This is a genomic window from Roseivirga sp. AWQ4_251 (assembly GCF_056158225.1).
Window position 1 is genome coordinate 3049147 of record NZ_JBSWSW010000001.1, and the last position, 26208, is coordinate 3075354.

General features: G+C 39.0%; 19 protein-coding genes. 8 read left to right on the top strand and 11 right to left on the bottom strand.

Features of this window, described 5'->3' with window-relative positions:
• Window positions 1-732 carry a 3-keto-disaccharide hydrolase gene (locus ACXACJ_RS13385; RefSeq protein WP_475134938.1) on the top strand — a complete coding sequence of 244 codons (732 nt, stop codon included), beginning with the start codon at window positions 1-3 and terminating at the stop codon, window positions 730-732.
• Window positions 733-806: 74 nt separating this feature from the next.
• On the opposite strand, the gene ACXACJ_RS13390 is transcribed toward ACXACJ_RS13385, so the two are convergent.
• The 4 genes from ACXACJ_RS13390 to ACXACJ_RS13405 form a co-directional block, all read right to left on the bottom strand.
• Window positions 807-1430 (bottom strand): gluconate 2-dehydrogenase subunit 3 family protein, encoded by a 624-nt coding sequence (locus ACXACJ_RS13390; protein WP_475134939.1) that lies wholly within the window; start codon window positions 1428-1430, stop codon window positions 807-809.
• Between the two features lie 4 nt (window positions 1431-1434).
• Window positions 1435-3186: a GMC oxidoreductase gene (locus tag ACXACJ_RS13395; protein ID WP_475134940.1), complete on the bottom strand. Its 1752-nt coding sequence runs from the start codon at window positions 3184-3186 to the stop codon at window positions 1435-1437.
• A gap of 185 nt (window positions 3187-3371) precedes the next feature.
• Window positions 3372-3593, bottom strand: coding sequence for a DUF2795 domain-containing protein (locus ACXACJ_RS13400; RefSeq protein WP_475134941.1), 222 nt, complete (start codon window positions 3591-3593; stop codon window positions 3372-3374).
• 126 nt (window positions 3594-3719) lie between these two features.
• Window positions 3720-4958: a DUF349 domain-containing protein gene (locus ACXACJ_RS13405; RefSeq protein ID WP_475134942.1), complete on the bottom strand. Its 1239-nt coding sequence runs from the start codon at window positions 4956-4958 to the stop codon at window positions 3720-3722.
• A gap of 102 nt (window positions 4959-5060) precedes the next feature.
• On the opposite strand from ACXACJ_RS13405, the gene ettA reads away from it, so the two are divergent.
• Window positions 5061-6740, top strand: coding sequence for an energy-dependent translational throttle protein EttA (ettA, locus tag ACXACJ_RS13410; protein WP_475134943.1), 1680 nt, complete (start codon window positions 5061-5063; stop codon window positions 6738-6740).
• 27 nt (window positions 6741-6767) lie between these two features.
• Window positions 6768-7448 carry a hypothetical protein gene (locus ACXACJ_RS13415; RefSeq protein ID WP_475134944.1) on the top strand — a complete coding sequence of 227 codons (681 nt, stop codon included), beginning with the start codon at window positions 6768-6770 and terminating at the stop codon, window positions 7446-7448.
• Here ACXACJ_RS13415 and ACXACJ_RS13420 read toward each other — a convergent pair.
• On the bottom strand, window positions 7438-7842 hold the full coding sequence (locus ACXACJ_RS13420) for an OsmC family protein (protein WP_475134945.1): 405 nt from the start codon (window positions 7840-7842) through the stop codon (window positions 7438-7440). The genes ACXACJ_RS13415 and ACXACJ_RS13420 overlap by 11 nt on opposite strands.
• 60 nt (window positions 7843-7902) lie before the next feature.
• On the opposite strand from ACXACJ_RS13420, the gene ACXACJ_RS13425 reads away from it, so the two are divergent.
• Together ACXACJ_RS13425 and lipA are read left to right on the top strand one after the other, a co-directional pair.
• Window positions 7903-8628, top strand: a complete 726-nt coding sequence (locus ACXACJ_RS13425) for a hypothetical protein (RefSeq protein ID WP_475134946.1) — start codon at window positions 7903-7905, stop codon at window positions 8626-8628.
• 69 nt (window positions 8629-8697) lie between these two features.
• The gene (lipA, locus tag ACXACJ_RS13430) at window positions 8698-9579 is read left to right on the top strand and encodes a lipoyl synthase (protein ID WP_475134947.1); all 882 of its coding nucleotides are present in this window, start codon (window positions 8698-8700) and stop codon (window positions 9577-9579) included.
• Between the two features lie 70 nt (window positions 9580-9649).
• Here the strand turns inward: lipA and ACXACJ_RS13435 are convergent, their stop codons facing one another.
• From ACXACJ_RS13435 to ACXACJ_RS13445, 3 genes are all read right to left on the bottom strand, one after another.
• Window positions 9650-10765 (bottom strand): PepSY-associated TM helix domain-containing protein, encoded by a 1116-nt coding sequence (locus ACXACJ_RS13435; protein WP_475134948.1) that lies wholly within the window; start codon window positions 10763-10765, stop codon window positions 9650-9652.
• A 65-nt stretch (window positions 10766-10830) separates the two neighbouring features.
• The gene (locus ACXACJ_RS13440; protein WP_475134949.1) at window positions 10831-12090 is read right to left on the bottom strand and encodes a DUF4374 domain-containing protein; all 1260 of its coding nucleotides are present in this window, start codon (window positions 12088-12090) and stop codon (window positions 10831-10833) included.
• Window positions 12087-14411 (bottom strand): TonB-dependent receptor, encoded by a 2325-nt coding sequence (locus tag ACXACJ_RS13445; protein WP_475134950.1) that lies wholly within the window; start codon window positions 14409-14411, stop codon window positions 12087-12089. The genes ACXACJ_RS13440 and ACXACJ_RS13445 overlap by 4 nt, the downstream gene beginning before the upstream one ends.
• Before the next feature lie 143 nt (window positions 14412-14554).
• On the opposite strand from ACXACJ_RS13445, the gene ACXACJ_RS13450 reads away from it, so the two are divergent.
• Complete coding sequence (locus ACXACJ_RS13450) at window positions 14555-14896, top strand: PadR family transcriptional regulator (RefSeq protein ID WP_475134951.1); 342 nt, start codon at window positions 14555-14557, stop codon at window positions 14894-14896.
• A complete protein-coding gene (locus ACXACJ_RS13455; RefSeq protein WP_475134952.1) occupies window positions 14893-15456 on the top strand; it encodes a hypothetical protein in 564 nt (187 codons plus the stop codon). The genes ACXACJ_RS13450 and ACXACJ_RS13455 overlap by 4 nt, the downstream gene beginning before the upstream one ends.
• Before the next feature lie 194 nt (window positions 15457-15650).
• Here ACXACJ_RS13455 and ACXACJ_RS13460 read toward each other — a convergent pair whose 3' ends face one another.
• Window positions 15651-17687, bottom strand: a complete 2037-nt coding sequence (locus ACXACJ_RS13460) for an MBG domain-containing protein (protein ID WP_475134953.1) — start codon at window positions 17685-17687, stop codon at window positions 15651-15653.
• Window positions 17688-17797: 110 nt separating this feature from the next.
• Window positions 17798-19684, bottom strand: a complete 1887-nt coding sequence (locus ACXACJ_RS13465; RefSeq protein WP_475134954.1) for a RagB/SusD family nutrient uptake outer membrane protein — start codon at window positions 19682-19684, stop codon at window positions 17798-17800.
• Window positions 19685-20230: 546 nt separating this feature from the next.
• Here ACXACJ_RS13465 and ACXACJ_RS13470 point away from each other — a divergent pair.
• Complete coding sequence (locus ACXACJ_RS13470; protein WP_475134955.1) at window positions 20231-23200, top strand: family 78 glycoside hydrolase catalytic domain; 2970 nt, start codon at window positions 20231-20233, stop codon at window positions 23198-23200.
• 97 nt (window positions 23201-23297) lie between these two features.
• Here ACXACJ_RS13470 and gcvP read toward each other — a convergent pair whose 3' ends face one another.
• A complete protein-coding gene (gene gcvP, locus ACXACJ_RS13475) occupies window positions 23298-26201 on the bottom strand; it encodes an aminomethyl-transferring glycine dehydrogenase (protein WP_475134956.1) in 2904 nt (967 codons plus the stop codon).
• Window positions 26202-26208: the final 7 nt, after the last annotated feature.

Genomic DNA, 26208 nt, shown 5'->3' on the forward strand with positions numbered 1-26208 from the left:
ATGAGAAAATTAAGTTTACTATTCGTATTTACGGTTTTCTGTGCCAGCTTAATGGCGCAAATCACCAAACCCGAAGTGACTGAGGTTTGGGAACCGGTTCCAAGAAAGATCAACCCAGGAAAAAATGGAGCTGCTCCATCTGACGCCATCGTACTTTTTGATGGTTCTAACCTTTTACAATGGAAATCAAAAGGTGATGGAACTCCTGCTACTTGGAAAGTTGAGAATGGCTACATGGAAGTAACCAAAGGAAAGGGCGACATTATGACCAACAAAAAGTTTGGTGATATTCAATTGCATATTGAATGGACTGCCCCTACTGAAATTGTTGGCGAAGGCCAAGGAAGAGGCAACTCAGGTGTTTTTCTTCAAGAGAAATATGAAGTTCAAGTTTTGGATAGCTACGTTAGCCGTACTTATTCAAACGGACAAGCTGGTTCTCTTTACAAGCAAAGCATTCCATTGGTAAATGCTACGGTTGCTCCTGGTGAGTGGAACGTGTATGACATCATTTATACGGCTCCTCGCTTTAACGAAGATGGCATCAAAACTTCAGATGGATATGTAACCCTTATTCACAATGGCGTGGTTGTCCAAAACCACCAGAGATTATTGGGCACTACGGAATACATTGGTTTCCCAAAAAATGAAGCTCATGGAGAAGGCTCTATTGTTCTTCAAGACCATGGCAACCCAGTTCGTTTCAGAAATATCTGGATCAGAGAATTATAAACCATTTCAGAAATGGCAAAAAAATAAGGTGTCCGAATCGGACACCTTATTTTTTTTATACTTAATCTATTGGCTTAAACGCTAGCCCAAGATTTTTGTCCTTCCTTATAAGGTAAACATCCTTCGTATTTAGTTGGAATTGGATCGTATGGCATTACGGTTTCGCCCACCAATTCTGAAGTAAAGTAAGCTCTGAAAGCCCCACCTACTACGTTGTTCACAAAGTAGGTTTCCACAAACTGGTCTGACTTTTCGCCATCCTTACCAAACTCCTTTCTGTAGGTATCCATAATGCTTCTGTCCGCATCGTAATTCTGGAAGTATCCATTGATTACATCGGTAACCTGCTGAGTGCTTGCCTTATCGAATTTCACATCTTGCTTATCGTCAAAGTTTTTCACGAAAACAGCCATTCCCTTTTTGAAGTAGTCTGCTTCCTTATCCTTGTACAATACAGAAAGTGCTTGATCCATATATTGAGCTACACCAGCTTCAGTTGCACCTGGAGTATCTGTTTTTGGCACAATTGCCTCACAAATTTTCTCCAACTGAGCAGCTTCTTCTGGAGTTAGGTAAACTGGTACCCAATCTACAGTAGGTGCTTTAGCACAGCCTTGAAGAGCTCCAAGAAATGTAGTTGAAACTAAAACGGCTGCTGAACCAAATCCTAAGTTTTTTAATGCTTGTCTTCTTTCCATTTGCTTAGAGGTTTCCTTTTTTAAGTTGATCTGCTGCGTAGTTAGCTGCTCTAGCCGAGAAGGCCATATAACCCAATGATGGGTTGTGGCAAGCTGAAGAAGTCATGAATGAACCATCAGTTACAAATACATTCGGTACTGCATGAACTTGGTTAAACTTGTTCAATACTGACGTTTTAGGATCACGGCCCATACGAGCAGTTCCCATTTCGTGAATACCAAGTCCCATGTTAGGGCCATTATCGTATGTGCTGATATTCTTAAAGCCAGCTGCTTCTAGCATCTCTGCAGCAGCACTAGCCATATCCTTACGCATTTCATACTCATTATCGTGGAAATGACCAGCGTCAAATCTCACTTGAGGAAGTCCCCATGAATCCAAATTATCGTAATCAAGTCTCATGTGGTTTTTATGCTGAGGCAAGGTTTCTCCAAAGCCCATGAAGCCCATAGTCCATCCACCTGGGTACATCAAGGCATCTTTAATAGCACCGCCTACTCTTTGATTTCTCATTTCGGCAATGTTTCTACCCCAACCTTCTCTTGAAGCGCTACCTTGGTAACCGTAGCCTCTCACGAAGTTTGGCATGTTAGAGCTACCGCCCAAGTTTCTAAATCTTGGAATATAGATACCGTTTGCTCTTCTACCTTTATAATACTTGTCTTCGAAACCTTCAACTCTTGAAGAAGCACCTACGCCCAAGTGGTGGTCCATAATGTTGTGACCAAGCTCGCCACTGTCATTACCCAAACCATTAGGGAAACGATCGCTCTTAGATTGAAGAAGGATTGAAGCAGAACCAATCGCTGAAGCATTCAAGAAGATAACTTTAGCGTAGTATTCAGTTGATTCTTTAGTGTTTTGATCAATTACTCTAACACCAGTAGCTTTCCCAGTGCTGTCGTCATACATAACTTCGTGAACGATACCATCAGTAATAACAGTAAGGTTACCAGAAGCTACACCAGCAGGAAGCGTTGATGATAAACTTGAGAAATAACCACCATAAGGACAACCACGCATACAACGGTCACGGAACATACACTGAGTTCTGTTTCCTGGATTTTTGTGGTCTGGCTGGTTAACATTTAAAGGCTGAGTTAAGTGAGCAGTACGCCCTACAGTTACCCAACGATTATCCCATTTGTTTTCTACTGATTTTTGGAAATGCTGCTCTACACAGTTCAAATCCATTGGAGGCAAAAATTGACCATCAGGCAATTGTTTGAAACCCCTATTTTCACCACTTACACCAATGTATTTTTCAACATAGTCATACCATGGCTTAATATCTTTGTAACGTACTGGCCAGTCTACTCCGTGACCTTCTTTTAAGTTAAACTCAAAGTCGATATCACTCAATCTGTAGCTTTGGCGTCCCCAAGTAATGGAACGACCACCAAGGTGGTAACCTCTCATCCAGTCGAATCGGGTATCTTCTTGGTATGGATGCTCACTATCCTTTACGAAAAAATGTCTGTGAGCTTCGGCTGTGGTATAGCCTGTTCTATTTTGTTTTGGGTAATCTTTAGCGATCACATCAGGAGGAGTAGTTCCCTTGTTAGGCAGATCCCACGTGTCCATATTGGCGGTGTGGTAATCTTTGATGTGCTCAATTTTCCTTCCTCTTTCAATTACTGCGGTTTTGAGACCGTTTTCACTGAGCTCCTTAGCTGCCCAGCCTCCACTAATCCCTGACCCCACAACAATGGCATCGAAGGTCCTTTGTTGTTTAGATTTTAGGTTTAAATTCATCGAATTCGCTTTAGTTTAAATTCACAGTGCAATCGTATCCAGCGCGTTCATTGGATCGACAAGAAATATAATGAATCTCAAACTATAAATTCGAATTTTTAGCCTTAAATGGCAGATGGTTACTGGTAACGGAAAAATACTTACAGCATAGGAGGCATAAAAAAACCCCGTTCAACGGGGTTTAATCAATATTCGTCTTCGTTAAAAAAGAAGTCGTCTTTTGTAGGATAGTCAGGCCAAATCTCTTCGATGCTTTCAAACGGCTGACCATCGTCTTCCAATTCCTGAAGGTTTTCAACCACTTCAAGCGGAGCTCCTGACCTGATTGAAAAGTCAATCAACTCGTCTTTAGTTGCTGGCCAAGGGGCGTCTTCTAGGTAAGAAGCTAATTCAAGTGTCCAATACATTTCTTATCCTTTTTTAATGGCGTGCAAAAGAATACAATTAATAAGTAAAAATCAAACTCAACTGGTCAATTATTTTACCCGCCTAAATTCAATGTTATTTTTCGCCCAACAGCCTCAAAAACAAGACTATGGACGCTTCTTTATTTGTTCGAGAATAGCCTCTTTTACGCGAACCTTTCTTTCTTGCAAATCCAATTTGCCATCAATCAGCCTGTCTAATCCAGAACTGGTATTGAACTTCTCCAAGTTCTCTTTAAAGGTGCTCAACTCGGCTCTATCCCTATTTAGCAAGTCATAAAGAACGCGAGTTCTCATTTTTTCTTTTTCAGTATCGTTGGCTTTTCCTTTTAATTTTTTGGCGGCCAAATTATCGATAAACTGCTTTTCAGAAATCTGATCAATCAGGAATAGGAAGTCTGGATGCATTTTATCCATTTCCTTTTTAGGCACTGGGCCTAAAGCTTTCCATTTATTTTTAAGCTCTTTTACACTTGCTTTGGGCACTAAACCCTCGTTTAGGCTTTCGAGTTCCTTTAAAAACTCTTGTCTTGCACCAATATTTTCGCTCTTATCTTTTCCAACCTTGGCCTTCTTTTCCTTTTTGGCTTTTGCCAACACGTTGGTGATGATTCCTTGAAACTGAGCCCAGTATTTATCTCTCGATTCCTTTTTGATTCTCCCCAAGCCTTTCCAAGCTTCTTTTAGCTCACGGATTTTTTCTACGAGAACAGTATATTGAGCAATAGCATTGAACTGGTCGGAAGCATTTTTAAGGAATTCTTCATAATCGGCTTCTTTCTCAACCATCATTTTTTCCAAATCGGCATAAAACTCAGCTTTTCTAGCAAAGAAGTCGTCAAGCATTTTTTTGAAGTCACCTTCAATTTGCTCTTTCACTTCATCGTCAACAGCTCCAGTTCTTATCCATTTTCTCTGAACTTCCTTTACTGCTTCTGTAGCCGATTTCCATTCGTTGCTTTTTGTAGCCTCCTGCATTTCGGCTAAAAGCGCGGTTTTAATTTCGTAATTCTTGGCCCGGTTCTGCCTAATGAAACCGTTCAGCTGCTCTTCGAGCAAATCCAACTTTTGATATAATGAGGCAAAATCTCCAAGAGCATCGAATTGGTGAAGCGTATCCTTCAAATGAAGCACCTTCATTAAATACGATCCTTTATTCTCTGTTTCATTAATTTTCTGCTCTACCTCCGCCACTTGCGACTGAGCTAAGGCAAATCTTTCAGAAAAATAATTCAGGGCATCTTCGTTGCTTTCTTTCACCTCGCCAATTTCTTTTTCTTCAAAAGTTAGAAAGGGCTTTCTATACACCTTACCCTCAGCGATAAATCCGTAGTCGTGTTCTTCCAAAACTCCAATTCAATTTTGCCCGAAATTAGTTAAATAAGCTCAACCGAAAATTCTCGAACATAATTTTTAGCATATTTGCTTCAAATAAGTTAAAAATAGACTATGAGTGACGAGAAAATTATTTTTTCGATGGCTGGGGTTAGCAAAATCTACCCTCCTCAAAAGCAAGTCCTAAAAAATATATACCTATCGTTTTTCTACGGTGCCAAAATTGGCGTGCTAGGTTTGAACGGTTCAGGTAAATCATCCCTTCTGAAAATTATTGCTGGAATCGACAAAAACTATCAAGGTGAAGTCGTCTTCTCACCAGGTTATACCGTGGGAATGTTGGAGCAAGAACCACAGCTCGATCCTGAAAAAACAGTGAAGCAAGTTGTAGAAGAAGGAGCGAAAGAAACCGTTGATCTGCTTGCTAAATTTGAAGAAATCAACCTAAAGTTTGCTGAGCCTGAGATTTTGGACGATCCAGACGCGATGACCAAACTTATTGAAGAGCAAGGCAAGGTTCAGGAAAAACTCGACCAATTAAGTGCTTGGGATTTGGACAGCCGCTTGGAAAGAGCAATGGATGCATTAAGAACTCCTCCATCGGAAGCCATTATAAAGAACCTTTCAGGAGGTGAAAAAAGACGTGTGGCCCTTTGCCGACTTTTGATTCAGCAACCTGACATTCTCCTTCTCGATGAGCCTACCAACCACTTGGACGCTGAGTTGGTTCATTGGTTAGAGCAGCATTTACAGCGCTACGAAGGCACCGTAATTGCCGTTACTCACGACCGTTACTTCCTTGATAACGTAGCAGGTTGGATTCTTGAATTAGACAGAGGCGAAGGTATTCCTTGGAAAGGAAATTATTCTTCTTGGTTAGATCAAAAGCAGAAGAGATTAGCTGATGAAGAAAAGACAGAATCTAAGAGACAAAAGACTTTACAACGCGAATTAGAATGGGTAAGAATGGCACCAAAAGGCCGTCAGGCGAAAGCAAAAGCCCGTTTGAGCGCATATGACAATCTGCTAAGTCAAGAAGCTAAAGAAAAAGAAGCTAAGCTAGAATTGTACATTCCTCCAGGGCCAAGATTGGGCTCTAAAGTGATTGAAGCACACAATGTTTCAAAAGCATTCGGAGACAAACTTCTTTATGAAAACCTAGAGTTCGCGCTGCCGCAAGGAGGAATTGTGGGGATCATTGGTCCGAACGGTGCTGGTAAAACCACGCTGTTCAACATGATTACTGGAAAAGAAAAGCCTGATACTGGCGACTTTGAAGTAGGCCCAACCGTAGATATCGCTTATGTTGATCAGGAACATGACTCTTTAGATCCTAATAAATCGGTCTGGGAAGTAATTTCGGAAGGCAACGAACTCATCTCTTTGGGAGGAAAAGAAATGAATTCCAGAGCTTACGTAAGCAAGTTCAACTTCAGCGGAACCGACCAAAACAAGAAGGTTGGACAGCTTTCTGGAGGTGAAAGAAACCGCGTGCATTTGGCATTAACTTTAAAACAAGGCGCCAATTTGTTGCTACTGGATGAGCCTACCAACGACTTGGATGTAAATACACTAAGAGCACTAGAAGAAGGCTTAGAAAACTTTGCAGGTTGCGCGGTAATCATTTCTCACGACAGGTGGTTCCTCGATAGAATCTGTACTCATATTCTTGCTTTCGAGGGAAATTCGCAAGTATATTGGTTCGAAGGGGGCTTCTCTGACTACGAAGAAAATCGCAAGAAACGCCTTGGAGATGTTGGCCCAACAAGAATTAAGTACAAGAAATTAGGATAAACGCTATAATTATTTTATATTCTTAAAATGAAGAAGATCGCAATCTTACTTGTTTTTTTTGCTCCAATGTTTAGCATTGGAGCTTTATCTCAAGTCAACAATATTGATTTTAGAGAAGGAGCAAATGGAAGATACACCATAAGAAGTAGAATACCTATGGGGGTTACAATACCCCATGATCCTTACTTAGATTCTAATTCTAGATTAACAAAAATAGAACTCTTTGATGGAAACTCTAAAGAAGGTTTCTTTAAGTACAATGTTGAAACAGAAAGGCTTGAATCACCTGGCGAAGAAGCTTACGATTTAAATGAGATTAAAAAATTCACCTTTACTGAAGGTAATGAGGAATTCATAAATATTAAAGTTGTATGGCCTGAAAGCGAATATGGAGGCTTTTTCAAAAAGATTAACAACTCAGAATTTTTAATGGTTAAGTATTTTTTAGAATTCAAGCCCAGAGATTATGATCCAACAATGGATGTGGGCAATCCATATGACAGAGTAGAAATGTCCTTTGAACTTTATTCAAAGCTTAATGAAAAATGGACTGTAATCCCTCATAACAGCAAAATTGAATTTGTCAACTTTTTCAAAGATTATGTTGATCAAAAAGAATTAAAAGCGTTTATGAGGAAGAACAAAATCAAACTTACCAACCCAGAAGACATAGGCAAGGTGATTAATTGGCTGATCACTAAAAATTAAAGGTTATATCCTGTTCCAAATCTTTGCTTAAGCTTTGAGCTACTGGACAAGTTAAACCAACTTCTTTAATCCACTCCTTCTCTTCTTCATTCAAAGGGCAGTTCTCCCAATAAAATTGAACTTCAATTCGAGAAATTCTTCTTGGATTGGCTGCCATGATTTTTGTGGTTTCCAATTCCATTCCGCTCATATTCAGCCCTTTCTTTTCTCCAGCAATGGCCATAACGGTCATCATGCAGCTTCCTAAGGCAGCAGCCACCAAATCGGTTGGCGAAAAAGCCTGGCCTTTTCCATTGTTATCCACTGGAGCATCTGTTACGATTGAATTTCCAGACTTTACATGAGTAGCTTCAGTGCTCAACGCACCTGCGTATTTAGATTTGACAGTGATCATGAACTAATGACTATTTTTTTTCGTTAATTTAGGCATCTCAAACATTGCTACAACACGCGCATGCATTTAACTCGCAAAGTTTTTTTTATAGGGCTTTTATTCTCCGTAGGGACCTTATGCTTTGCTCAAGCCAGACAGACCATAGGCAAAGGTCGTGACAGCGAAAGCTATGATATAGAAAATGTATATGGAGCCTCAACGGGCACCAATAGTGGCCTTATCAGTTCTTTGTTTTTTCGTCATTCCAATTCCATTGACGACAATAACTTAATGCATTATGGGTTTGAATTAGCCAATACACGTCATCCAAGAGAATTTAAACAAACCACCATTACTGGTAATGCTTTTGTTATAGGCAAATCGAACTTCTTAATTTCTCTTAGACCAAATTACGGAAGAGAAAAAATATTATTCAAAAAGGCACCACAACAAGGTGTAAGAATTTCTGGAATGATTTCAGGAGGCCCAACCATTGGCCTTGAAACACCATACTATGTAAACATGGGCGGTAGATCCGTTAAATATTCCCCAGAAATTCCTTTCTCAACTATTTCGGGAAATTCAGGAGCTTTCCGTGGTCTGTTTGAGTCGAAAATTGTGCCTGGCGCACATTTAAAAGCTTCCCTAACGTTTGAAACAAACTCTACTAAAAATAGAGTCTTCGGAATTCAAACCGGATTTATTGTTGAAGGATTTACCCGTAAAATCGAAATCCTTTCTAATGCTGACAATAAAAGCCTTTATACCCAAGCTTTCATTGCCCTCTATTTTGGCAAGAGAAGATAATTGCAACTCAAGCTATTTTTAGGAACCTTTCATGTACCTTTGTGCTTTTGATAGTCAGAGGAGAAAGCTATGATTGAATTACCAGTAATTTCCAAAGAAAAAGAAACCAAGAGACGCAAACCAGACTGGTTGCGCGTGAAGCTTCCTGTTGGTCAGGAATATGCCAAAGTAAGGAAGCTGGTTGACCAATATAAACTCCACACCATTTGCGAAAGTGGTAATTGCCCGAATATGGGTGAATGCTGGGGCGCTGGAACGGCAACCTTCATGATTTTAGGGAATGTTTGTACACGAAGCTGCTCGTTCTGTGCAGTGGCTACAGGAAGACCTCCAGAATATGACTTAGAAGAACCAAAAAGAGTTGCTGAAGCCATTAAATTAATGGGCGTTAAGCATGCCGTGATTACTTCGGTAAACCGCGATGAGCTTAAAGATAGAGGCGCTGAAATTTGGTATCAAACCGTGGTTGAGACCAAGAAGTTAAGTCCTGAAACCACTATTGAAACACTTATTCCTGATGTAAAGGGAAACTGGGAAGCATTATACAGAATGATTGATGCTGGCCAAGAAGTAGTTTCGCACAACATGGAAACCGTTGAAGATTTATACAGAAGGGTTCGTCCACAAGCTAAGTATGCAAGAAGTTTAGAAGAGCTTCAGCGTATTAAGGAATACGGAAAGAGATCGAAATCAGGTGCAATGTTAGGTTTGGGCGAAACTGACGACCAAGTATTCAAGTTGATGGATGATTTGGCGGCTGTTAAGCTAGATGTACTTACACTAGGTCAGTACCTTCAACCTACAAAAATGCACCATGAGGTGATTGAGTATGTTCACCCAGATAAATTCGAATTCTTTAAAGAAGAAGGCTTAAAAAGGGGAATTAAATACGTTGAATCTGGCGCTTTGGTAAGATCATCTTACCATGCAGAAAAACACGTACACGTTTAAACTCCGATAAAATTTATTAAGACAAAGCCGCTTCACAGCGGCTTTTTTTATACTCAGAATTCAATAGCATTTAAGCTGACTTCGCCTTTTTCTTTCTTCCAAAATAGATGAGTAATCCAGTGACGGGCAGGCTGGCCACAATCATACAAGCCAAAAACATTATGATTTTTGTTGGCAGGCCTCCTATTGCACCAATATGCAAATCATAATTCATTCGAAGCAGATGATCGGGGATTGCCGCATCTTTCATAGCTCCGTAAATACTGGGTGTTGAAACTGGTTCAAGCGTATATTGATCAAAAAAGAGGTAATCCGAATCATAATACACTTCATCTTTGTAAGAAACCTCCACATATATACTGACAGAATCGGCATAGGGTAAATGGATTTCAAAGTCTCTTGCAGACGGATATTCGGCCCGAAGCAATTGCGGTAATTGGTCTATTTTTCCAATAGGTTGAACAGAAAACTCATTTACAGGAATGATAAACTCAGTCTGCTTATCGCCCCCAACAGCTGCGTAATAGACTTTCGTAAACCAAGGTAAAGCCATAGCCAAGCCTGTTACTGCAAACACAAAGGCAAAAGCAGAAACGTAAAAACCAATTACGGTATGTAAATCAAAATTCTTCCGCCTCCACCGTGTGGTAGTTTTCCAATCGAACTTAAAACGTTGCTTTCTGGCCTTTTTATTCTTTGGCCACCAGAGAATGATTCCTGTTACGATGGAAATCACAAAAAGCAATGTTCCATAAGAAACCAAAGGAGCTCCTATGTTTGGCGGCAGCCACAAATTGAGATGCCCATCTAAAATAAATGGGAAGAAACCCTTCAATTGATCCTTCTCTAAAAGAACTTCTCCCGAATAAGGGTTTAAAAACAGAGAAGTATAAAATTCAGGTTCGTCTTCATAAAAAATAACTTCAACGGGGGCAATTTCTGCATTTGGATAAAGTATGCCGTGTATTAACCGATCAGGAAGAGCATCGTGAGCAATTTGTTCTGCTTTTGAAGGAGAAATAAACGGTTGATCTTCTGGCTGAATTACGAGTTCTTGATCAAAGAATCCGTTGATTTCTTCATTAAAAACCCAAAGCGCACCCGTGAGCGCTTCCAGAAAAACAATAACACCAGCTATTAAGCCGATAAACAAATGAACAAGACGGAATCCTTTTCGCTTAAACAAGGCTGAGCATTTTAAAAAGAATCACCGAAGCTTTGTGTTGGCTTCGGTGATAAGTGAGTTTTGTATTAATAAAGATTAGAGAAACCTTTAATGGTTTTTCCTTCAATTTTAGCTCCTTTTTGGGCTGTTGCATTTTCAACATCAACCAAATAAACGTAGGCGTCATTGGCGGTTTCGATGCTTACGTAAACCTTTCCATCTTCAACCAACACCGGAGTTGAGTAACGCTTTGCATGAAGCGGCACATCGGCCACAGGAGTAACAGTCTTATTCACCAAATCAAGAATCACCAACTTTTGATTGAACACAGACCTTCCGAAAGCTCCCCAATATTCTGAATAATCAGGATCATCCGCTGGGTCAACATCTTCGGTTAAAACACGCGCTATGGCCTTGTTTCCTCCTACGTAGTCCATCCAAAATAAAATGCCGCCATTATCAGCTTCTTCTACATTGAAAAAATAGCTTTGATCGAAATCAGTAGAACCATTGGCGATTTTCAAAACACCTGATGGCTTAGAAGTTACAGGTAAGAAACCCGCCAAATAAGCTCCTGAAGACATAGAGTAAATGTCACCACCATCGGTTTGTAGAAGTCCGTTTGAAGAACCATTTACACCAATGTTTGAAGTGCGTTCGTCTTGAATCACTTTGATAGGTTCAGCCTCAACATTTGGGTACGAATAAACAGCCACATAAGCCTTGTCAGGATCTGGTGTGTAATAATAGCCCTGATCGTCTACCAAGTAGAAAGAGATGAACAATTTGTCGCCCACAACTTGGAGTGCTGAAGGCCAAGCAACCACACCATCTCCTGGTGTTCCGGTATCAACATTATAAATGCTAATATCTTTAATACCCGTAATAAAGCCTGTTTCAGCATCAACTGAATACAGCTTTCTGGTGTTATGCGATCCATCTCTTGGCGCATCAATGGCCAACATGGTTTCGTTATTTACATTACCAAAAACTTCCAGAGGTGTTTCTAAAAGAAAATTAGCAACCTCTTCTACCTCTCCCTCATCATTTACTTGATAAGCTTGAGCCTCGAAATTAGTGTAACCCAACACAAATAGCGTTTTGCCCACAGTGTAAGAAAAATTCCAGTCGAATGATTCGTAGCCAGAACCTTCTGCAGAAATCACACCCTGCATTAAATCATCTTTGGTTACCACATATTCCGGTTCTTGGTCGCCAGTAGTTTTCAAGGTAACGGTTATTCCACCTTCAAATTCTGGTGTGGTAGTACCTCCGTCATCGTCACTACAGCTAGCTACATTTAAAGCCAGCACAGCAAACAGAATATACCTTAATTGATTTTTCATAGTTGATTTATATAGTATCTAAGTTTAAAATTGAAAGCTCTTCCGGGTCGTTGAAGCGACCAGTTATCGTATGCTTCTTTATCAAAAATGTTGGTAACAGAAAAAGAAGCACTGTACTTGCCTTCTGCGAACAAGTAATTCACATTGAAGTCGTTTAGGAACTGGGTAGGAATCACACGCTTATTCGCTTTGCTCCCATTACTTTCGGCATACAAAAAGAAATCGTGTACATAATGCGTATTCCACATAAATGATAGCCGCGACTTCTCTAAGGGCAGATTATACTGAAGTCCAAAATCGCCAAAGAAGTAAGGTGCATTAGGCATTCGCTCTCCATAATTGCGATTAGCAATTCCTTGATTGAACTCTCTTTGATCGGTATAACTTTGGTAAGTTAAATTCAGCGTAAAGAGGTATTTGTTGTTTATGTTGAATGAATTTGCGGTTTCAAAACCAATCACCCTCGTGTTTTGAATGTTTTGATAGGTAGACAACACGCCTTGAGCCACCCTCCAGATTTTATTCTGAGTAGGACGATAAAATGCATTCCATTCTGATTTTAAATGGTTGTTACCAGCAAGGGATTCGTTTAGAATAAGCCCAAGATTGATGTTATTGCTGCTTTCAGGCTTTAAATCTGCATTCGGCAAAATCAAAAGCCCATTTCCCATAATTTCGAAGGCTTCGGGTAGTCGATAAGCTTTTTCATACGAAGCCTTTACTAATAGACTAGAGCTCAACAGGTAACTAAAAGCTAAGCCGTAACCCACTTTTGAAATGGAAGATGACGTTTCTACCACTTTGAGTTCATCCCCTACATATTCATCCGTATGTATTTCTGCCTCATAGTTATAAAACTTGCTAAAAACAGAGGCTTTGATCTTTTCATTGGAAGAACGAAAATCGTAAGAGAGCCCTGCGAAATTCTTGTTCAGGAAATTAGGATTAAATAGAGCACTCACCCGAGGATTGATTTCGTCCTTCCCTTTCCGCTTAAGGTGGTTTATTGAAATTTGACCCGACAGGCTCTGGTTTGGATTGATTTCATATTTCAGAGCTGTTCTTGCCCAAAAGAAATTGTCCTTCAACTCAACTATAGAAGGATCGCTGTAATATTCGGCCGTATTAATGGGTTTCGATTCGCCCTCCCAATTAAAGCGCTGCTGTAGCGTATCATAATAGGTTTCTGTAACCTGACCCAGATTTGCATCTGTTTTCCATTCAAACTGCTTCCAGCTTTTGCGATGCTTAGCGGTAAAAATGGCGGTTCTGTTTTCGCTAGTTAATCCACCATAGACACGATTAATAGAAACATCGGTATGTTGAATTTCATTCTTGTTACCTGCATATGTAAACCCAACTGAGAATTCATCTGCAAAGGTTTTATCGACTAAACCAATTTGGCCATTGATAGAAGCAGAAGAGTAAGCATCGTGAAACCTACGTGCCTCGCGAGTACCCAAAATATTACCAAATTCATCGGTAACAGGCACTTTTTTCATTTTATAATCATTGTCGGAATGATTGTAAAATGACATCAGTCTTAAATGAAGACCGCCTTTTGTGTTTTTTTGAGCGAAGAGAGAAGCCCGGTGTGTATTGAAGGAACCTAAGGAATAGGATGCATCCAGAAAATCATCCCTCATATCTGGCGTTTGAATATTCACTGCGCCACCTAGAGCATCGGAAGTTAAACTTACAGGAGTTACACCCTTGTAAATCTCTAAAGACTTAATGAGGTTGGAAGGAAAATTATTGAGCCCAAGAGCAGAGCCATAAAACTCTAAAGGCACTCCATCGATAAAATAACGGACTTGATTTCCTGACAATCCATTTAATGAAAGTTCAAACCCTGAGCCTAAGCCACCCTTTTCACGAATATTCACACCCGAAAGCGTTCCCAAAATCTGGTTCACATCCATATTGAGGTCGTGAAATCGTTCAGCGGAAATCTGATTTACATTAAAACCCGAAGTCTGTTTTTCGGTTGCTTCTCTATCAGAATTTACCTCTACCGACTGCAGCTCCGTAACTTCTGATTGCAGTTTAATTCTAATCTCCAATCCACGTTTATGAGAGACCTCAATCCGTTTTGTCTGAAAACCGACAAAGCTCACCCTAAGGTGATAAACACCTTCTTTTAAATTTTTAATTACGAATTTTCCTTCTTCATCAGTCACTGTTCCAAAACTGGTTTCTTCCACCCAGATTGAAACCCCAGGCAATGAAACGTTTTGCTCATCAGCTACAATACCCTTTAAATCGGACTGCGCCCAAACTGAGATAGGCAGAAAAAATATGGCCCAAAAAATTTGCTTCATTTATTAAGACTAATTCTAAATAAGAGTGCAATTCTAATCTATAGTCATTTAAACTTCAACCCAAACAGCAATTATTTTTAAATAAGATTGGAACATTAATCCCTTCATTTGTAATACATAGAATTATGATGTATAATTAAACTATGTATTCACGAGAACTATTAAAAGGCATCCTCAAACCCATCATTCTGAAGCTTTTAGCAGACCATGAAAAAATGTATGGTTATGAGATTGTACAGCACGTAAAGGCCAGTTCCGAAGGCAAAATACTCATTAAAGAAGGTTCACTTTATCCCAGTCTGCACGCACTGACCAAGGAAGGCTATCTGCAAACCGAGTCAGTTAATGTGGGCAACAGGATCAGGAAATACTACAGCCTTACTGAGAAAGGTAAGACCGTAGTAAGCCCTGCTATTCAAGAAGTAATGGACTTTCAGAGTACTCTTGCCTTATTGTTCGGTAAATCTAAAACAGCCTTATCATGACAGAAGATCATGTAAGGCACATCAAAGACTACCTGAAATCTCAGGGCTTTACCGATCTGGAACTGATGGATGATCTCACAGATCATCTGGCAACGGAGATTGAATTCTCTATGGACAGCAAAAAGCTGGATTTTCAAACGAGTTTTGAAGGAGCCAAACAAAAGCTCCTTCCTAACTCGCCCTATCAACTCGAAAGAGATTTAAAAATTCTAACCACCCCAAAACACAATATCATGATTAAGAAAATAGCTTATATCGGAGGATATATGAGTACTGTATGCCTTTGTATATCTCTGGTTTTATTGTTTAACTCTTCCTTTTCCAATAAGAAATTAGAAAACATGGAAATTGGCTTAAGAATGCAATATCCAGATATTGACAATAAGGAGTTCGGGACTATTTATACCGAGGCTTACATGAAAGAACAAGCCCAGTCCTATGAGCAGATAATATTGAGTCAAAACATATTTCTGATCTCATTTATAGTCTTTGCTTTAACCTTCTTGCCTTATCAGTTCTATTGTCGCTACCAAAAAGGCCAGCTGGAACTAACCGCATAAAACGAAAAGGCTGCCAATGGCAGCCTTTTCGTTTTTTATATCCTAATTCCTAATAACATTTCTAAACCAGATTTTGAAAGGTAAATCCATCAGTTTCTGGATCGTCATTTTGACTTTTTAAGTAGAAGAAGCACCAGTAGATACAATACTCTAAAATAAAAAAATGAATTTTTATTTATTTTTCTTCTGCCCTATTAATGCTTGACCATAACCTTCTTGATTACTGTTCCCTTCTCTGTCTCAACTATCAACAAATATAGACCTGAACTGAATGTAGAGACTTCTACTTTAACCTTCTTATCCGTAATGTCTGATTTTTGCCATGTAGTTGCTCCTTGTGGATTTACCAAACTTAAAGTTGATTGTCTGGCTGGTGATGCACTGAGGTCGATAATTATCCAATCCGAGGTCGGGTTTGGGTAAATCTTTACTTCCTCCAAATCTAATTGGTCATCATCTATTCCAGTAACGATTAGACCTTCTCCCGTAACCGATATAGTCTCTTCTCCATTATTAGAGGCAATCGTAATATCACCAGAATAAACTTGATCATCTGTTGGGGTAAAGGTTATCATAAATGCCCCATTGACTCCTGCATTTACATCGAAAGTGGTTTTGTTCACTGTATAACCGACTGGCAGCGCAATACCCGTAACATTCAATACACCATCGCCAGTATTCTCAATAATCACCTCTTTTGAGTTTGTATCTCCAACTGTCAAATCATCGAATGTAATGGTACTTGGCAAACTATACACAGGCCCCGTAATGGTCAGCGTACTATTAACAACCGTAATATTATAATTATCCGCTGCACCCCCGGTAACTGTAATTGGATAACTTCCTCGGTCACTTGTATTCGTTGCATTTGTTGAGGCCATAGGTAAAGCCGTTAAGACTGATTCATTTTCATCATTCACAAACCCCGAATAGCTAATCGTAAAGTCAGGAATAGCATCTCCCTTATTAATGATAGCATCTTCTGCAGAAACATTAAGAATGGCCTTATTAATTTGTAAAGTTCTGACAACCTCTTCTGCTTCAAGATAATTATCATTACCTCCTTGTTTTGCTATTATATCCACTTTCCCGGAAGCAATTATACTTACAGTACTTCCCGATATTGAAGCAATACTTGGGTTAGAACTTTCATATGAAATTACTGTCCCTGCATCAGAAGTAGCATTTAGTCCAAAGGGAATATCTCCATAAATTTTATCCGCTAATTCGGCAAAAGTGATGACTTGAACCATTTTAATTGGCCCCATATATTCACTTACAACAAACTCTCCATCCGCAACAGCATTCTTAGGAGTAACTTTAACAGCTATAAACATTCCAATATCATCGTCTGTCAAAGTATAATTCAAGCTTGTCGCCCCTTCGATAACAACTGCATCAGATCCATCATGAGAAGATGATCTTAACCATTCAATAACAGTCCCCTCTTCCGTGTCTGCATCTGCATCTGCATATGTATATGTCGCCACTAAATCTTCACCTACCGTAGGAGTACCTGACAGAACTAAATCGAGTACTTCAGGTAAATTATCCCCAAAATTGAAAGTTTCATTTTTAAAAATAATTCGGTCTTCAGATATTCTAACTATATCTGAAGGAGCCAATTTGCCCATGCTTTGTTGTACTCCATCAACAAACCAATGCATGTTACTTCCTGTGAAGTTGTCCGTGGCTACGAATGCATTTTGTTGATCTCCAAACCATCTGTGAAAAGCATCCAGTCCATGATTTCCTCTATGTAAAGCTTTCCAATTAAGTCCGTCAAAATAAAAATAGATGGAAGAATTGTTATTTAAAAGAAAGGCAATATACAGTCGGTCCCCATCGGGAGAGTAACTAGAAACAACTCCTCGATTATATTGAATATCACCACTTAAGTAAGATAATTTCAAATTCTCGTAACCTAATCCATCTGCTTCTATTTGAGAGAATAACTTTTCATACAAATTGTCAAAGCTCTGTTGTGTCTTAAATAATTCGTCAAATTCAATTCTTAATATTTTATTTCTTCCACCAATAAATATGCTATTATTAGCAATTTCTAATGACTCAAATAAAAGGGAATTATTACTTGAATAAGGCTCACTGTATATGGTATTAATTTCAGTATCTCCTATGCTGATTTGGTTGACTAAATTCTCCCCCTCTCCTGGGCCAACATAAAACACACCATTTTCATTAGCATCAATACAGGAAAAACATTTGAGCAATGAAGTGAAATTAACTTGATTATCTTCTTTGATTACCCATTCATCTTGGGAAAAATCAAAAACAACTATATTATTAGATTCCCTTGTAATTATTTGGTCCTTCGTATTTCTTAAAGAAGTAATCGCAGGTGCAAATAAAATCCCCCTCCGTATACTGCATTGAACGGTCCTATTACCTCTATATCATCAGCTATTTCACGCCATTTACCTGTACTTTTATTAAACTCTGTAATGAACTCTTTATAAACATTAATAATTCGATCAGCGTCTTCAAAAGAATTCCTAGGAATTGATTCAGAAGAATTGTCTCTAAACGGATCATCCAATTCATAATCAGACCAGAAATTAAGCGATTTTAAATTTGCAATCTTTAATTCAAATTGATCTGATGTCACATCACTAGCTTCATAAGGATTTCTAATTTGGGCAACTAAAGAATAGCTTTCCTCACTCTCAAGATTAACATAATCAGACAAGGTAAACGATCCACGTTGCGCGTTATCAGAACTAGAATAAACGATATCAAGTAGAGCGTCAAACTTCTGAACAACACCTTTAGAATCGATTAACTCAAACCCTACCTTACTAACATCTATACGGTGAGTCGGTATGTTATTATACCTATCATAGACAACGACCTCAACAACACCATCAATTGGAAAATGCTCAACACTATTATAGGGTTTTGATATCTCTATTCTAGCTAATTCATTATTTTCTGATGGTATTGGAAGTTCTTGGAAAGTCCCGGGATACAGAGTCCCCCATCTTCTTTTATCAAAATATGCAACATCATGTCCAAAACTAGCAAGAGTCTTCTCATAGTAAAGATGAGCTAGAAGGTCATCAGTACCCACTGTGCTTGCTAAAGCTGTTAACTCTCCATTTGCTCTAGATTTATTCACTATGTCCAATGCTTCCTCATTTCTACCAACATTCAGGTAAGCCTCCGCTAACAAAAGATCCTTTTCTAATAAATCGATTTCAGGTACTTCTGTCGTACGGCTCTCTCTAAACTCCTCATATCGATGGAAAGAATAATTAGAAAAGAAATAATAACCTCTGAGAGCCTGAAAATTCACACTAGCATTATATCGGAAGTATTGATTAAACCTTTTGTCCTCACTAGTCACTTCGGGCAAATTAGTAATACCATCAGGATAAGGATATACCCCTCCAACAGATTTGGTTGATTCATTTGCCATCATATTAATCACTCTTTGACTAACTCTCGCCCAGGAAGGATCCTGACCATACATTAAAACACTCGACCACCAACGATACTCATTTCCATCCCCTTGAATAACTAAGTCTTTATTAATTCCATTATTTAGAAGCTCAATCACTTCCCCCCAATCCACATCATTCCCTCCTCTTGATGAATTCATCATGAACTTTGCCTCATAAGTATTTATTACATTAATGAAGTATTCACTCGAAATAACATTACCATTAATCCAACTAGAGGGTAAAGTAAAACTAGCATCCCTAGATATTTCCTTTGCCTTTTCAAAATGCTCTTTACTTAACTCTAATATTGCCTCATGAGATTGAAGTTCATAAACGGGTACTAAATTCTCAAAATCATATGTATATCCTTGATTAAAAAGATTAGCTATGATTCCATAAGTATACCCAGTAACAAAATGGATAAAAGCGATGTTTCTTTTATAATCAATACTTCCTTCGTGCTGCTCTTCCAAAAGTTGAATACTTGCAGCTAAATTCTCATAACTATCACGCCATATTTTCAAATTCAACCTGTAGACTGTCTCATCAATATCTGTACTTGAAATTCTTGGAATTGAACCAAAATCCCTCATTCCCCAATTTGTCCAAGAAGAACTGAGTTCTTCTGCTGCAACTGACAAAGGCATCGAATTATCTTGTCTTAAAATCCTCCAAGACTTTACAAAATGCTCACTTATATCAGTCTGTGCGAACGAGTTGAATGCAGAACAAATTGATAGGATGATTAAAATAGCTAACTTCTTCATTATTTGTTTATTCTTTTACACAATATTTTACACATATTATCTAATTATGTATTTCTCGATAATTAATTAAACTATTAAAATATTTATTAAACTAATACCTATATGGACATATATATGTATAGCGAAATATATATATAAATTTAATCAGTTAAGTTGATTCAATTAGCTTTTATGAACAACAAAACAACTTAATCTCAATGAGCATCATTGGCTTCTATAAAGGCTTGATTTAAGCCATCTCCCTCTGTTATCACCTCCCTTTTCTCTTAGCAATAAGTTTTTAATTAGATTCGTGAAATTGATAAACAAAATGAAATTCAAAATTTGCCTAATGAGATTATTTGCCTGCACAAAACTCACTCTAGGACAAGGTTAGACCTTCAGAAACTTAACCAAGGAATGACAAATCAATGATTTCAACGCCCTTAAAGCTAATGACCAAACTGACAGACTAAACTTTTTGTGTTAGTTCATAAATAGCTACTCCCCAATTGCTCTATATAGCTTATATTCAGCCTTCATATTTTGCTAATAGCATACTGAAAAATGAAAGCTGGGGCTTTACTAATCTTTATATTCCTTATTGCTGCTTCAAGCATAAATGCGCAGACTATTGGTATTTATAACCTAAAATGCGAGCATTTAGAAACTCCAAATTCAATCGATGTTGAAAAACCTCGGTTTTCATGGAAAATCTATGATGAGCGATATGGGGCAAAACAAACCTCTTTCAAAATTTCTGTTTCATTGGAAGGAAAAGAAGTTTGGAGTAGCGGGTATGTAACAAAAGATTTAAGACTATTCACCTACGCTGGACCTCCTCTTAAATCGTTCAAAACTTATACATTCAAGATTGAGGCAACCGACAAGGATGGCTCTCCTTACCCCTCAGAAACCAGCTATTTTCAAACTGCATTTCTTCAAGATTCTTCTTGGCAAGGTCAATGGATCAACGATGGAAAAAGTTTAGAATATCGACCCGCTTCTTATTTTGTAAAACATTTTGAAGTCGATAAACCAGTAAAAAAAGCTAGGCTCTATATTGCTACAGCTGGTTATCATTGGATAGAAACTAATGGACAAAAAATACAAAAAGACTTTTTAGCTCCTTCATTTACCAATTATTCAAAAAGGGTTCTTTTTAAAACCTATGACCTTGACAAAAGCATTAAAGAAGGTCTAAATGCACTAGGCTTAATTATAGGTAATGGATGGTTCAATCATCAGGCAAAAACCGCATGGGCTTTTGACAAAGCACCTTGGCGTGATCGACCCGGCTTCATTTTGAACTTAAGATTAGAATTTGAGGATGGAACTTCAAAAGTTATTACATCAGACGAGAGCTGGAAAATTCACCAAAGCCCAATCGCATTTAATAGCATTTACTTGGGCGAAAACTATGATTTCAATTTAGAAATTGAAAACTGGAGTAACCCAAACAATGACATTTCCAACTGGGAAAACGCGAAAGCGATGCAAGCCCCAACTTCTAACATCGTTGCCGCCAGAATGCCGCCAGTCATGAAAACTGACACGCTCAATCCCATATCTATAAATAAGCTTTCCGCAGACCATTATGTCTTCAAATTCCCTAAAAATATTGCTGGCGTTAGCGAAATAACGGCATCTGTAAAAGACAATACATTACTTGAAATCAGACACGGAGAGGTACTTTTCCCTAATGGAAGTGTCAACACCAACCAATTTTCTAAAGACTTTCAAAGTGACAATATAACTGAGCAATTTCAAACTGATTTTCTTCAACTTAAAAGTGGGGAATTTTCCTTTTCACCCAAATTCAACTATAAAGGATTTCAATATGTTGAAATAAGGGGATCAAAGCCCATTGATCTAGAAATCAAAAATCTAAAAGCTTTCGAAACACACAACAGCTTTCCTCAATTAGGATCAATTAGCACAGCTAATGAAGTTGTAAATGGCATATGGAAAATCAGTAACAACTCATACCTATCTAATGCAGTAGGCATTCCAACAGATTGCCCTCAAAGAGAAAAAAATGGATGGACTGGAGACGCCCATATGATGAGTGAAACAGGTCTTTACAACTACGATGCTATTCTTTTTTACGAAAAATGGATGCGCGACCATCAAGACGCTCAAGAACCCGATGGCCCGCTCCCAAGCATTATTCCTACTGCCGGTTTTGGGCGAGACTACGCCTTTGACTGGACAAGCTCTATCATCCTGATTCCATGGGATGTTTATTTGATGACAGGGGACGACTTTATTCTCAGAGAGAATTACTCTGCCATGAAAAAATTTGCATCGTTCTATATTCACAACTCCGCAAACCTACTTCAATATGGAGGATTTGGGGATTGGTCTCCGGCCAAGACATCGACAAAAAATCATTTCACCTCTTCAGCTTATTTTTTTAAAGCCGTTCAAACTCTTTCCAAAATAGCACTTACACTAAAAAAGTATAACGACCATGTATACTTTTCTTCACTCAGCGAAGACATTAAAAACCGAATCAATCAAGAGTTTTACCAACCTAAAAGTGGACTATATAGTAGTGGTACCCAAACAGCACTAGCTATTGCCATTGATTTCAACATAGTTCCCGAAGACCAACTGGAAAAAGTTGGCCAAAGGTTGGTCGAAAACATTCTAAGTAATAATGGTTTTTTAGACGTTGGCGCTTTAGGAAATAAATCGCTCCCAAATGCGCTGATTAAAATCAAAAGGCCTGATTTAGCATTAAACATGCTGAAAGAAACTCAATCTCCTTCTTGGGGAAATTGGGTTAAATTAGGTCTCACTTCTATGCCTGAATCATGGAATTACTGGGGTAATTACCCATATTCTTCTAATCATGCCTTTCTGGGGACAATCAATGGTTGGATGTATAAAAACCTAGGGGGTATTAACCCAAATGAAGAAGACCCTGGCTTCAAATTCATTGATTTAAAGCCACAATTTGATTCCTCCTTAGGAGAAATAAATGCAGAGCATGAATCCCCTTATGGTATTATAAAAGTGAATGTTACGCCAAAAACTGAAGAAACATTTATATACTCTGTAACCATACCGGCTGGTTCTTATGCAACGCTCACACTTCCAGAGAAATATCAGATAATAGAATTACTGAGCCAAACAATTCCAGAAGAACACCTCCCTTTTGAAGATGAAAATCTTAAGCTTCACTTTAACGCTGGACATTATTCGTTTCTGATCTCAAGCGCTAAGCAAACAAAACACAGCTTCCCCCAATTGACTTCACCTCAAAATATCCCAATCGAAGAGTTACTCGTTGACAAAAACTCGCTTTTTCTGATCACAAAGAACAGGGATGTCATCCACGCAAATTGGGAGGTAATTAATCATATGGGATTTCTCATAGAAGAACGCTCCATTAATATTCCGCGACAAGAAAAATCATTCATTACAGATTTATCACAATTCAATGGGCAAGCGGTCATTATTAGAATGGTTCTTACAGATATTGAAGGCAGTTCCAAAGTTCTTCTGAAACGTGTTAAGTTTATAGAATAGGCCCTCTTTTAACGAGAAACATAAAATTGTAGACATAAAAAAACTGCCCCGATTTAAAATCAGAGGCAGTCATCTTATTACTTTGCTTTCAGGTAAACTAAGCCATCGCTTCTTCTTCCTGATAATCTGAAACAGGAATACAGCTACACATCAGGTTTCTGTCACCATAAGCTGAATCAATTCTGGCAACGGTTGGCCAGAATTTAGCTTCTTTCACGTAATCAGCTGGGTAAACAGCCTTTTCTCTTGAATAAGGTCTACTCCATTCACCTTCCAAAACCATGGCTGCTGTGTGAGGCGCGTTTTTCAAAACGTTGTCTTCTAAGTCTGCCTGTCCTTCTTCAATCTCGCGGATTTCCTGTCGAATGCTCAACATTGCCTCACAGAATCTATCCAATTCTACTTTCGACTCAGATTCAGTCGGCTCAATCATTAACGTACCAGCCACAGGGAAAGAAACGGTTGGTGCGTGGAATCCATAATCCATCAAGCGCTTAGCGATATCTTCAACTTCAATTTTGTAAGCTTTAAAATCGCGGCAATCCACAATCATTTCGTGTGCACAACGGCCTTTTGAACCTGCGTACAAAATCCTGAACTCCTTCTCTAACTTTGCTTTGATGTAATTAGCATTCAAAATTGCTGTTTTGGTAGCATTGGTTAAGCCTTCTGAGCCCATCATAGCGATGTAAGCATAAGAAATCGTCAAAATGCTGGCACTACCCCATGGTGCTGCGGAAATGGCAGTAATTGCTTCTTCTCCACCTGACTCTACTACTGGATTACCTGGCAAGAATGGAGCAAGGTGAGCCGCAACTCCAATTGGTCCCATTCCAGGGCCACCACCACCGTGTGGAATACAGAAGGTTTTATGCAAGTTCAAGTGACAAACATCGGCCCCAATAATACCTGGACTTGTTAAACCAACCTGAGCATTCATGTTTGCTCCGTCCATATAAACCTGTCCGCCATGCTCGTGAACTAAGGCACAAATGTCTTTGATACTTTCTTCGAAAACTCCGTGTGTTGAAGGATATGTAACCATAAGTGAAGATAGATTTTCGCTATGCTCTTCTACTTTTAGTTTCAAATCTTCCAAATCGATATTTCCTCTTTCGTCACATTTCACGATCACCACTTTCATTCCCGCCATAACCGCAGAAGCAGGGTTGGTTCCGTGAGCCGAAGAAGGGATAATTGCCACATTTCTGTGACCTTCGCCTCTACTTTCATGATATGCTCTGATTACCATTAATCCAGCGTATTCACCCTGAGCTCCAGAGTTAGGCTGAAGAGAAACGTCTGCAAATCCAGTAATTTCAGAAAGCCAGTCTACCAAATCGTTGAACATCATATGGTAACCTCTAGTCTGATATTTTGGAGCAAATGGGTGAATGCCTCCAAATTCTGGCCAAGTAACTGGAATCATTTCAGCCGTTGCATTCAACTTCATAGTGCAAGAACCCAAAGAAATCATGGAGTGAACCAATGATAAATCCTTGTTTTCAAGTTTTTTGATATAGCGCAACATTTCATGCTCAGAATGATATTGGTTGAAAACCGGGTGAGTCATGAAATCCGAGGTTCTTTCCAATGCAGCAGGAAGTTCAACTTCTAGGCTTGCTGCTTCCGAATCCATATCGAAGTTCAATACTTGGCCAGTTGCTTCTGCAAAAACTTCCAAGATCAATTGAACATCGTCTACTCTTGTGGTTTCATCAACTGCAATACCGATATCCCCATTTTCGAAGTATCTGAAGTTCATTTCGTTTACTTCAGCAATGGTTTTGATTTTATCGGCATGCGAAGTATCACAACTGATTCGAAGTGTATCGAAGTAGAATTCGTTCTCTTGCTTGAAATCCAAAGAAGCTAAGCCCTTTTCTAAAAGCTTCGCGAAACCATGAATTTTAAGTGCAATATGTTTAATGCCTTGAGAACCATGATACACACCGTACATTCCGGCCATTACGCCCAAAAGCACCTGTGCAGTACAAATATTTGAAGTTGCTTTTTCTCTTCTAATATGTTGCTCACGAGTTTGAAGCGCCATTCTGTAAGCCTTATTGCCTTGGCTATCGATAGAAACACCAATGATTCTACCTGGAATTTGACGCTTAAATTCTTCTTTTGTAGCAAAATAGGCAGCGTGTGGACCGCCATAGCCCATTGGCACACCAAAACGTTGGGTGGTACCCACAACCGCATCGGCTCCCATTTCACCCGGAGGGGTTAAAATAGCCAATGACATTAAGTCGGCTGCCGCTGTTACAAACACGTTGTTTTCGTGGGCGCTTTCTATAAATGACTTAAAGTCGCTTACCTTACCATCACCGGCAGGGTATTGGTAAAGCACACCATATAAGTCAGGATTTGTTAAATCTAACTCTGAGATTTTGCCAATTTCCAATTTAATTCCAACCGGAACTGATCTGGTTTTCAGCAAATCGATAGTCTGTGGAAAGGTGTTTTCGTCTACGAAAAATGTAGCCGCATTTTTCTTTTCCTTCTTTCTTAAACCAGAAAACATGAACATGGCCTCAGCAGCAGCGGTAGCCTCATCTAGCAACGATGCATTGGCAATGTCCATTCCGGTCAAATCCATCACCATGGTTTGAAAATTGATCAAAGCTTCCAATCGGCCTTGAGCAATTTCTGCTTGATAAGGAGTGTAAGCAGTATACCAACCTGGATTTTCAAGAATGTTTCTTTGAATTACACCCGGAACGATGGTATCGTAGTAGCCCATTCCGATATAGGATTTGAAAAGGCGGTTTTGAGCAGCAATGTGTCTCAAATCTTTCAAAAACTGGAACTCAGATTTTGGTAAAGGCAAGTTCAGAGGTTCCTTCATTCTGATGCCCTCAGGCACAGTTTCTTCAATCAACGCATCAACACTAGACAGCCCAATCTCTTTCAGCATTTCAGCCGCTTCCACTTGGTCGGGGCCATTGTGCCGATCTTCAAACTTCTGTGTCTTTCTTAAATCAATTTTCGTCATATTCTGA

Coding starts and splice junctions, on each gene's coding strand:
- ACXACJ_RS13420 (WP_475134945.1), bottom strand. CDS start 7,842: ATGATCACTGTCAAATCTAAATACGCAGGTGCGTTGAGCACTGAAGCT.
- lipA (WP_475134947.1), top strand. CDS start 8,698: ATGATTGAATTACCAGTAATTTCCAAAGAAAAAGAAACCAAGAGACGC.
- ACXACJ_RS13425 (WP_475134946.1), top strand. CDS start 7,903: ATGCATTTAACTCGCAAAGTTTTTTTTATAGGGCTTTTATTCTCCGTA.
- ACXACJ_RS13470 (WP_475134955.1), top strand. CDS start 20,231: ATGAAAGCTGGGGCTTTACTAATCTTTATATTCCTTATTGCTGCTTCA.
- ACXACJ_RS13390 (WP_475134939.1), bottom strand. CDS start 1,430: ATGGAAAGAAGACAAGCATTAAAAAACTTAGGATTTGGTTCAGCAGCC.
- ACXACJ_RS13455 (WP_475134952.1), top strand. CDS start 14,893: ATGACAGAAGATCATGTAAGGCACATCAAAGACTACCTGAAATCTCAG.
- gcvP (WP_475134956.1), bottom strand. CDS start 26,201: ATGACGAAAATTGATTTAAGAAAGACACAGAAGTTTGAAGATCGGCAC.
- ettA (WP_475134943.1), top strand. CDS start 5,061: ATGAGTGACGAGAAAATTATTTTTTCGATGGCTGGGGTTAGCAAAATC.
- ACXACJ_RS13395 (WP_475134940.1), bottom strand. CDS start 3,186: ATGAATTTAAACCTAAAATCTAAACAACAAAGGACCTTCGATGCCATT.
- ACXACJ_RS13450 (WP_475134951.1), top strand. CDS start 14,555: ATGTATTCACGAGAACTATTAAAAGGCATCCTCAAACCCATCATTCTG.
- ACXACJ_RS13465 (WP_475134954.1), bottom strand. CDS start 19,684: ATGAAGAAGTTAGCTATTTTAATCATCCTATCAATTTGTTCTGCATTC.
- ACXACJ_RS13415 (WP_475134944.1), top strand. CDS start 6,768: ATGAAGAAGATCGCAATCTTACTTGTTTTTTTTGCTCCAATGTTTAGC.
- ACXACJ_RS13445 (WP_475134950.1), bottom strand. CDS start 14,411: ATGAAGCAAATTTTTTGGGCCATATTTTTTCTGCCTATCTCAGTTTGG.
- ACXACJ_RS13440 (WP_475134949.1), bottom strand. CDS start 12,090: ATGAAAAATCAATTAAGGTATATTCTGTTTGCTGTGCTGGCTTTAAAT.
- ACXACJ_RS13400 (WP_475134941.1), bottom strand. CDS start 3,593: ATGTATTGGACACTTGAATTAGCTTCTTACCTAGAAGACGCCCCTTGG.
- ACXACJ_RS13385 (WP_475134938.1), top strand. CDS start 1: ATGAGAAAATTAAGTTTACTATTCGTATTTACGGTTTTCTGTGCCAGC.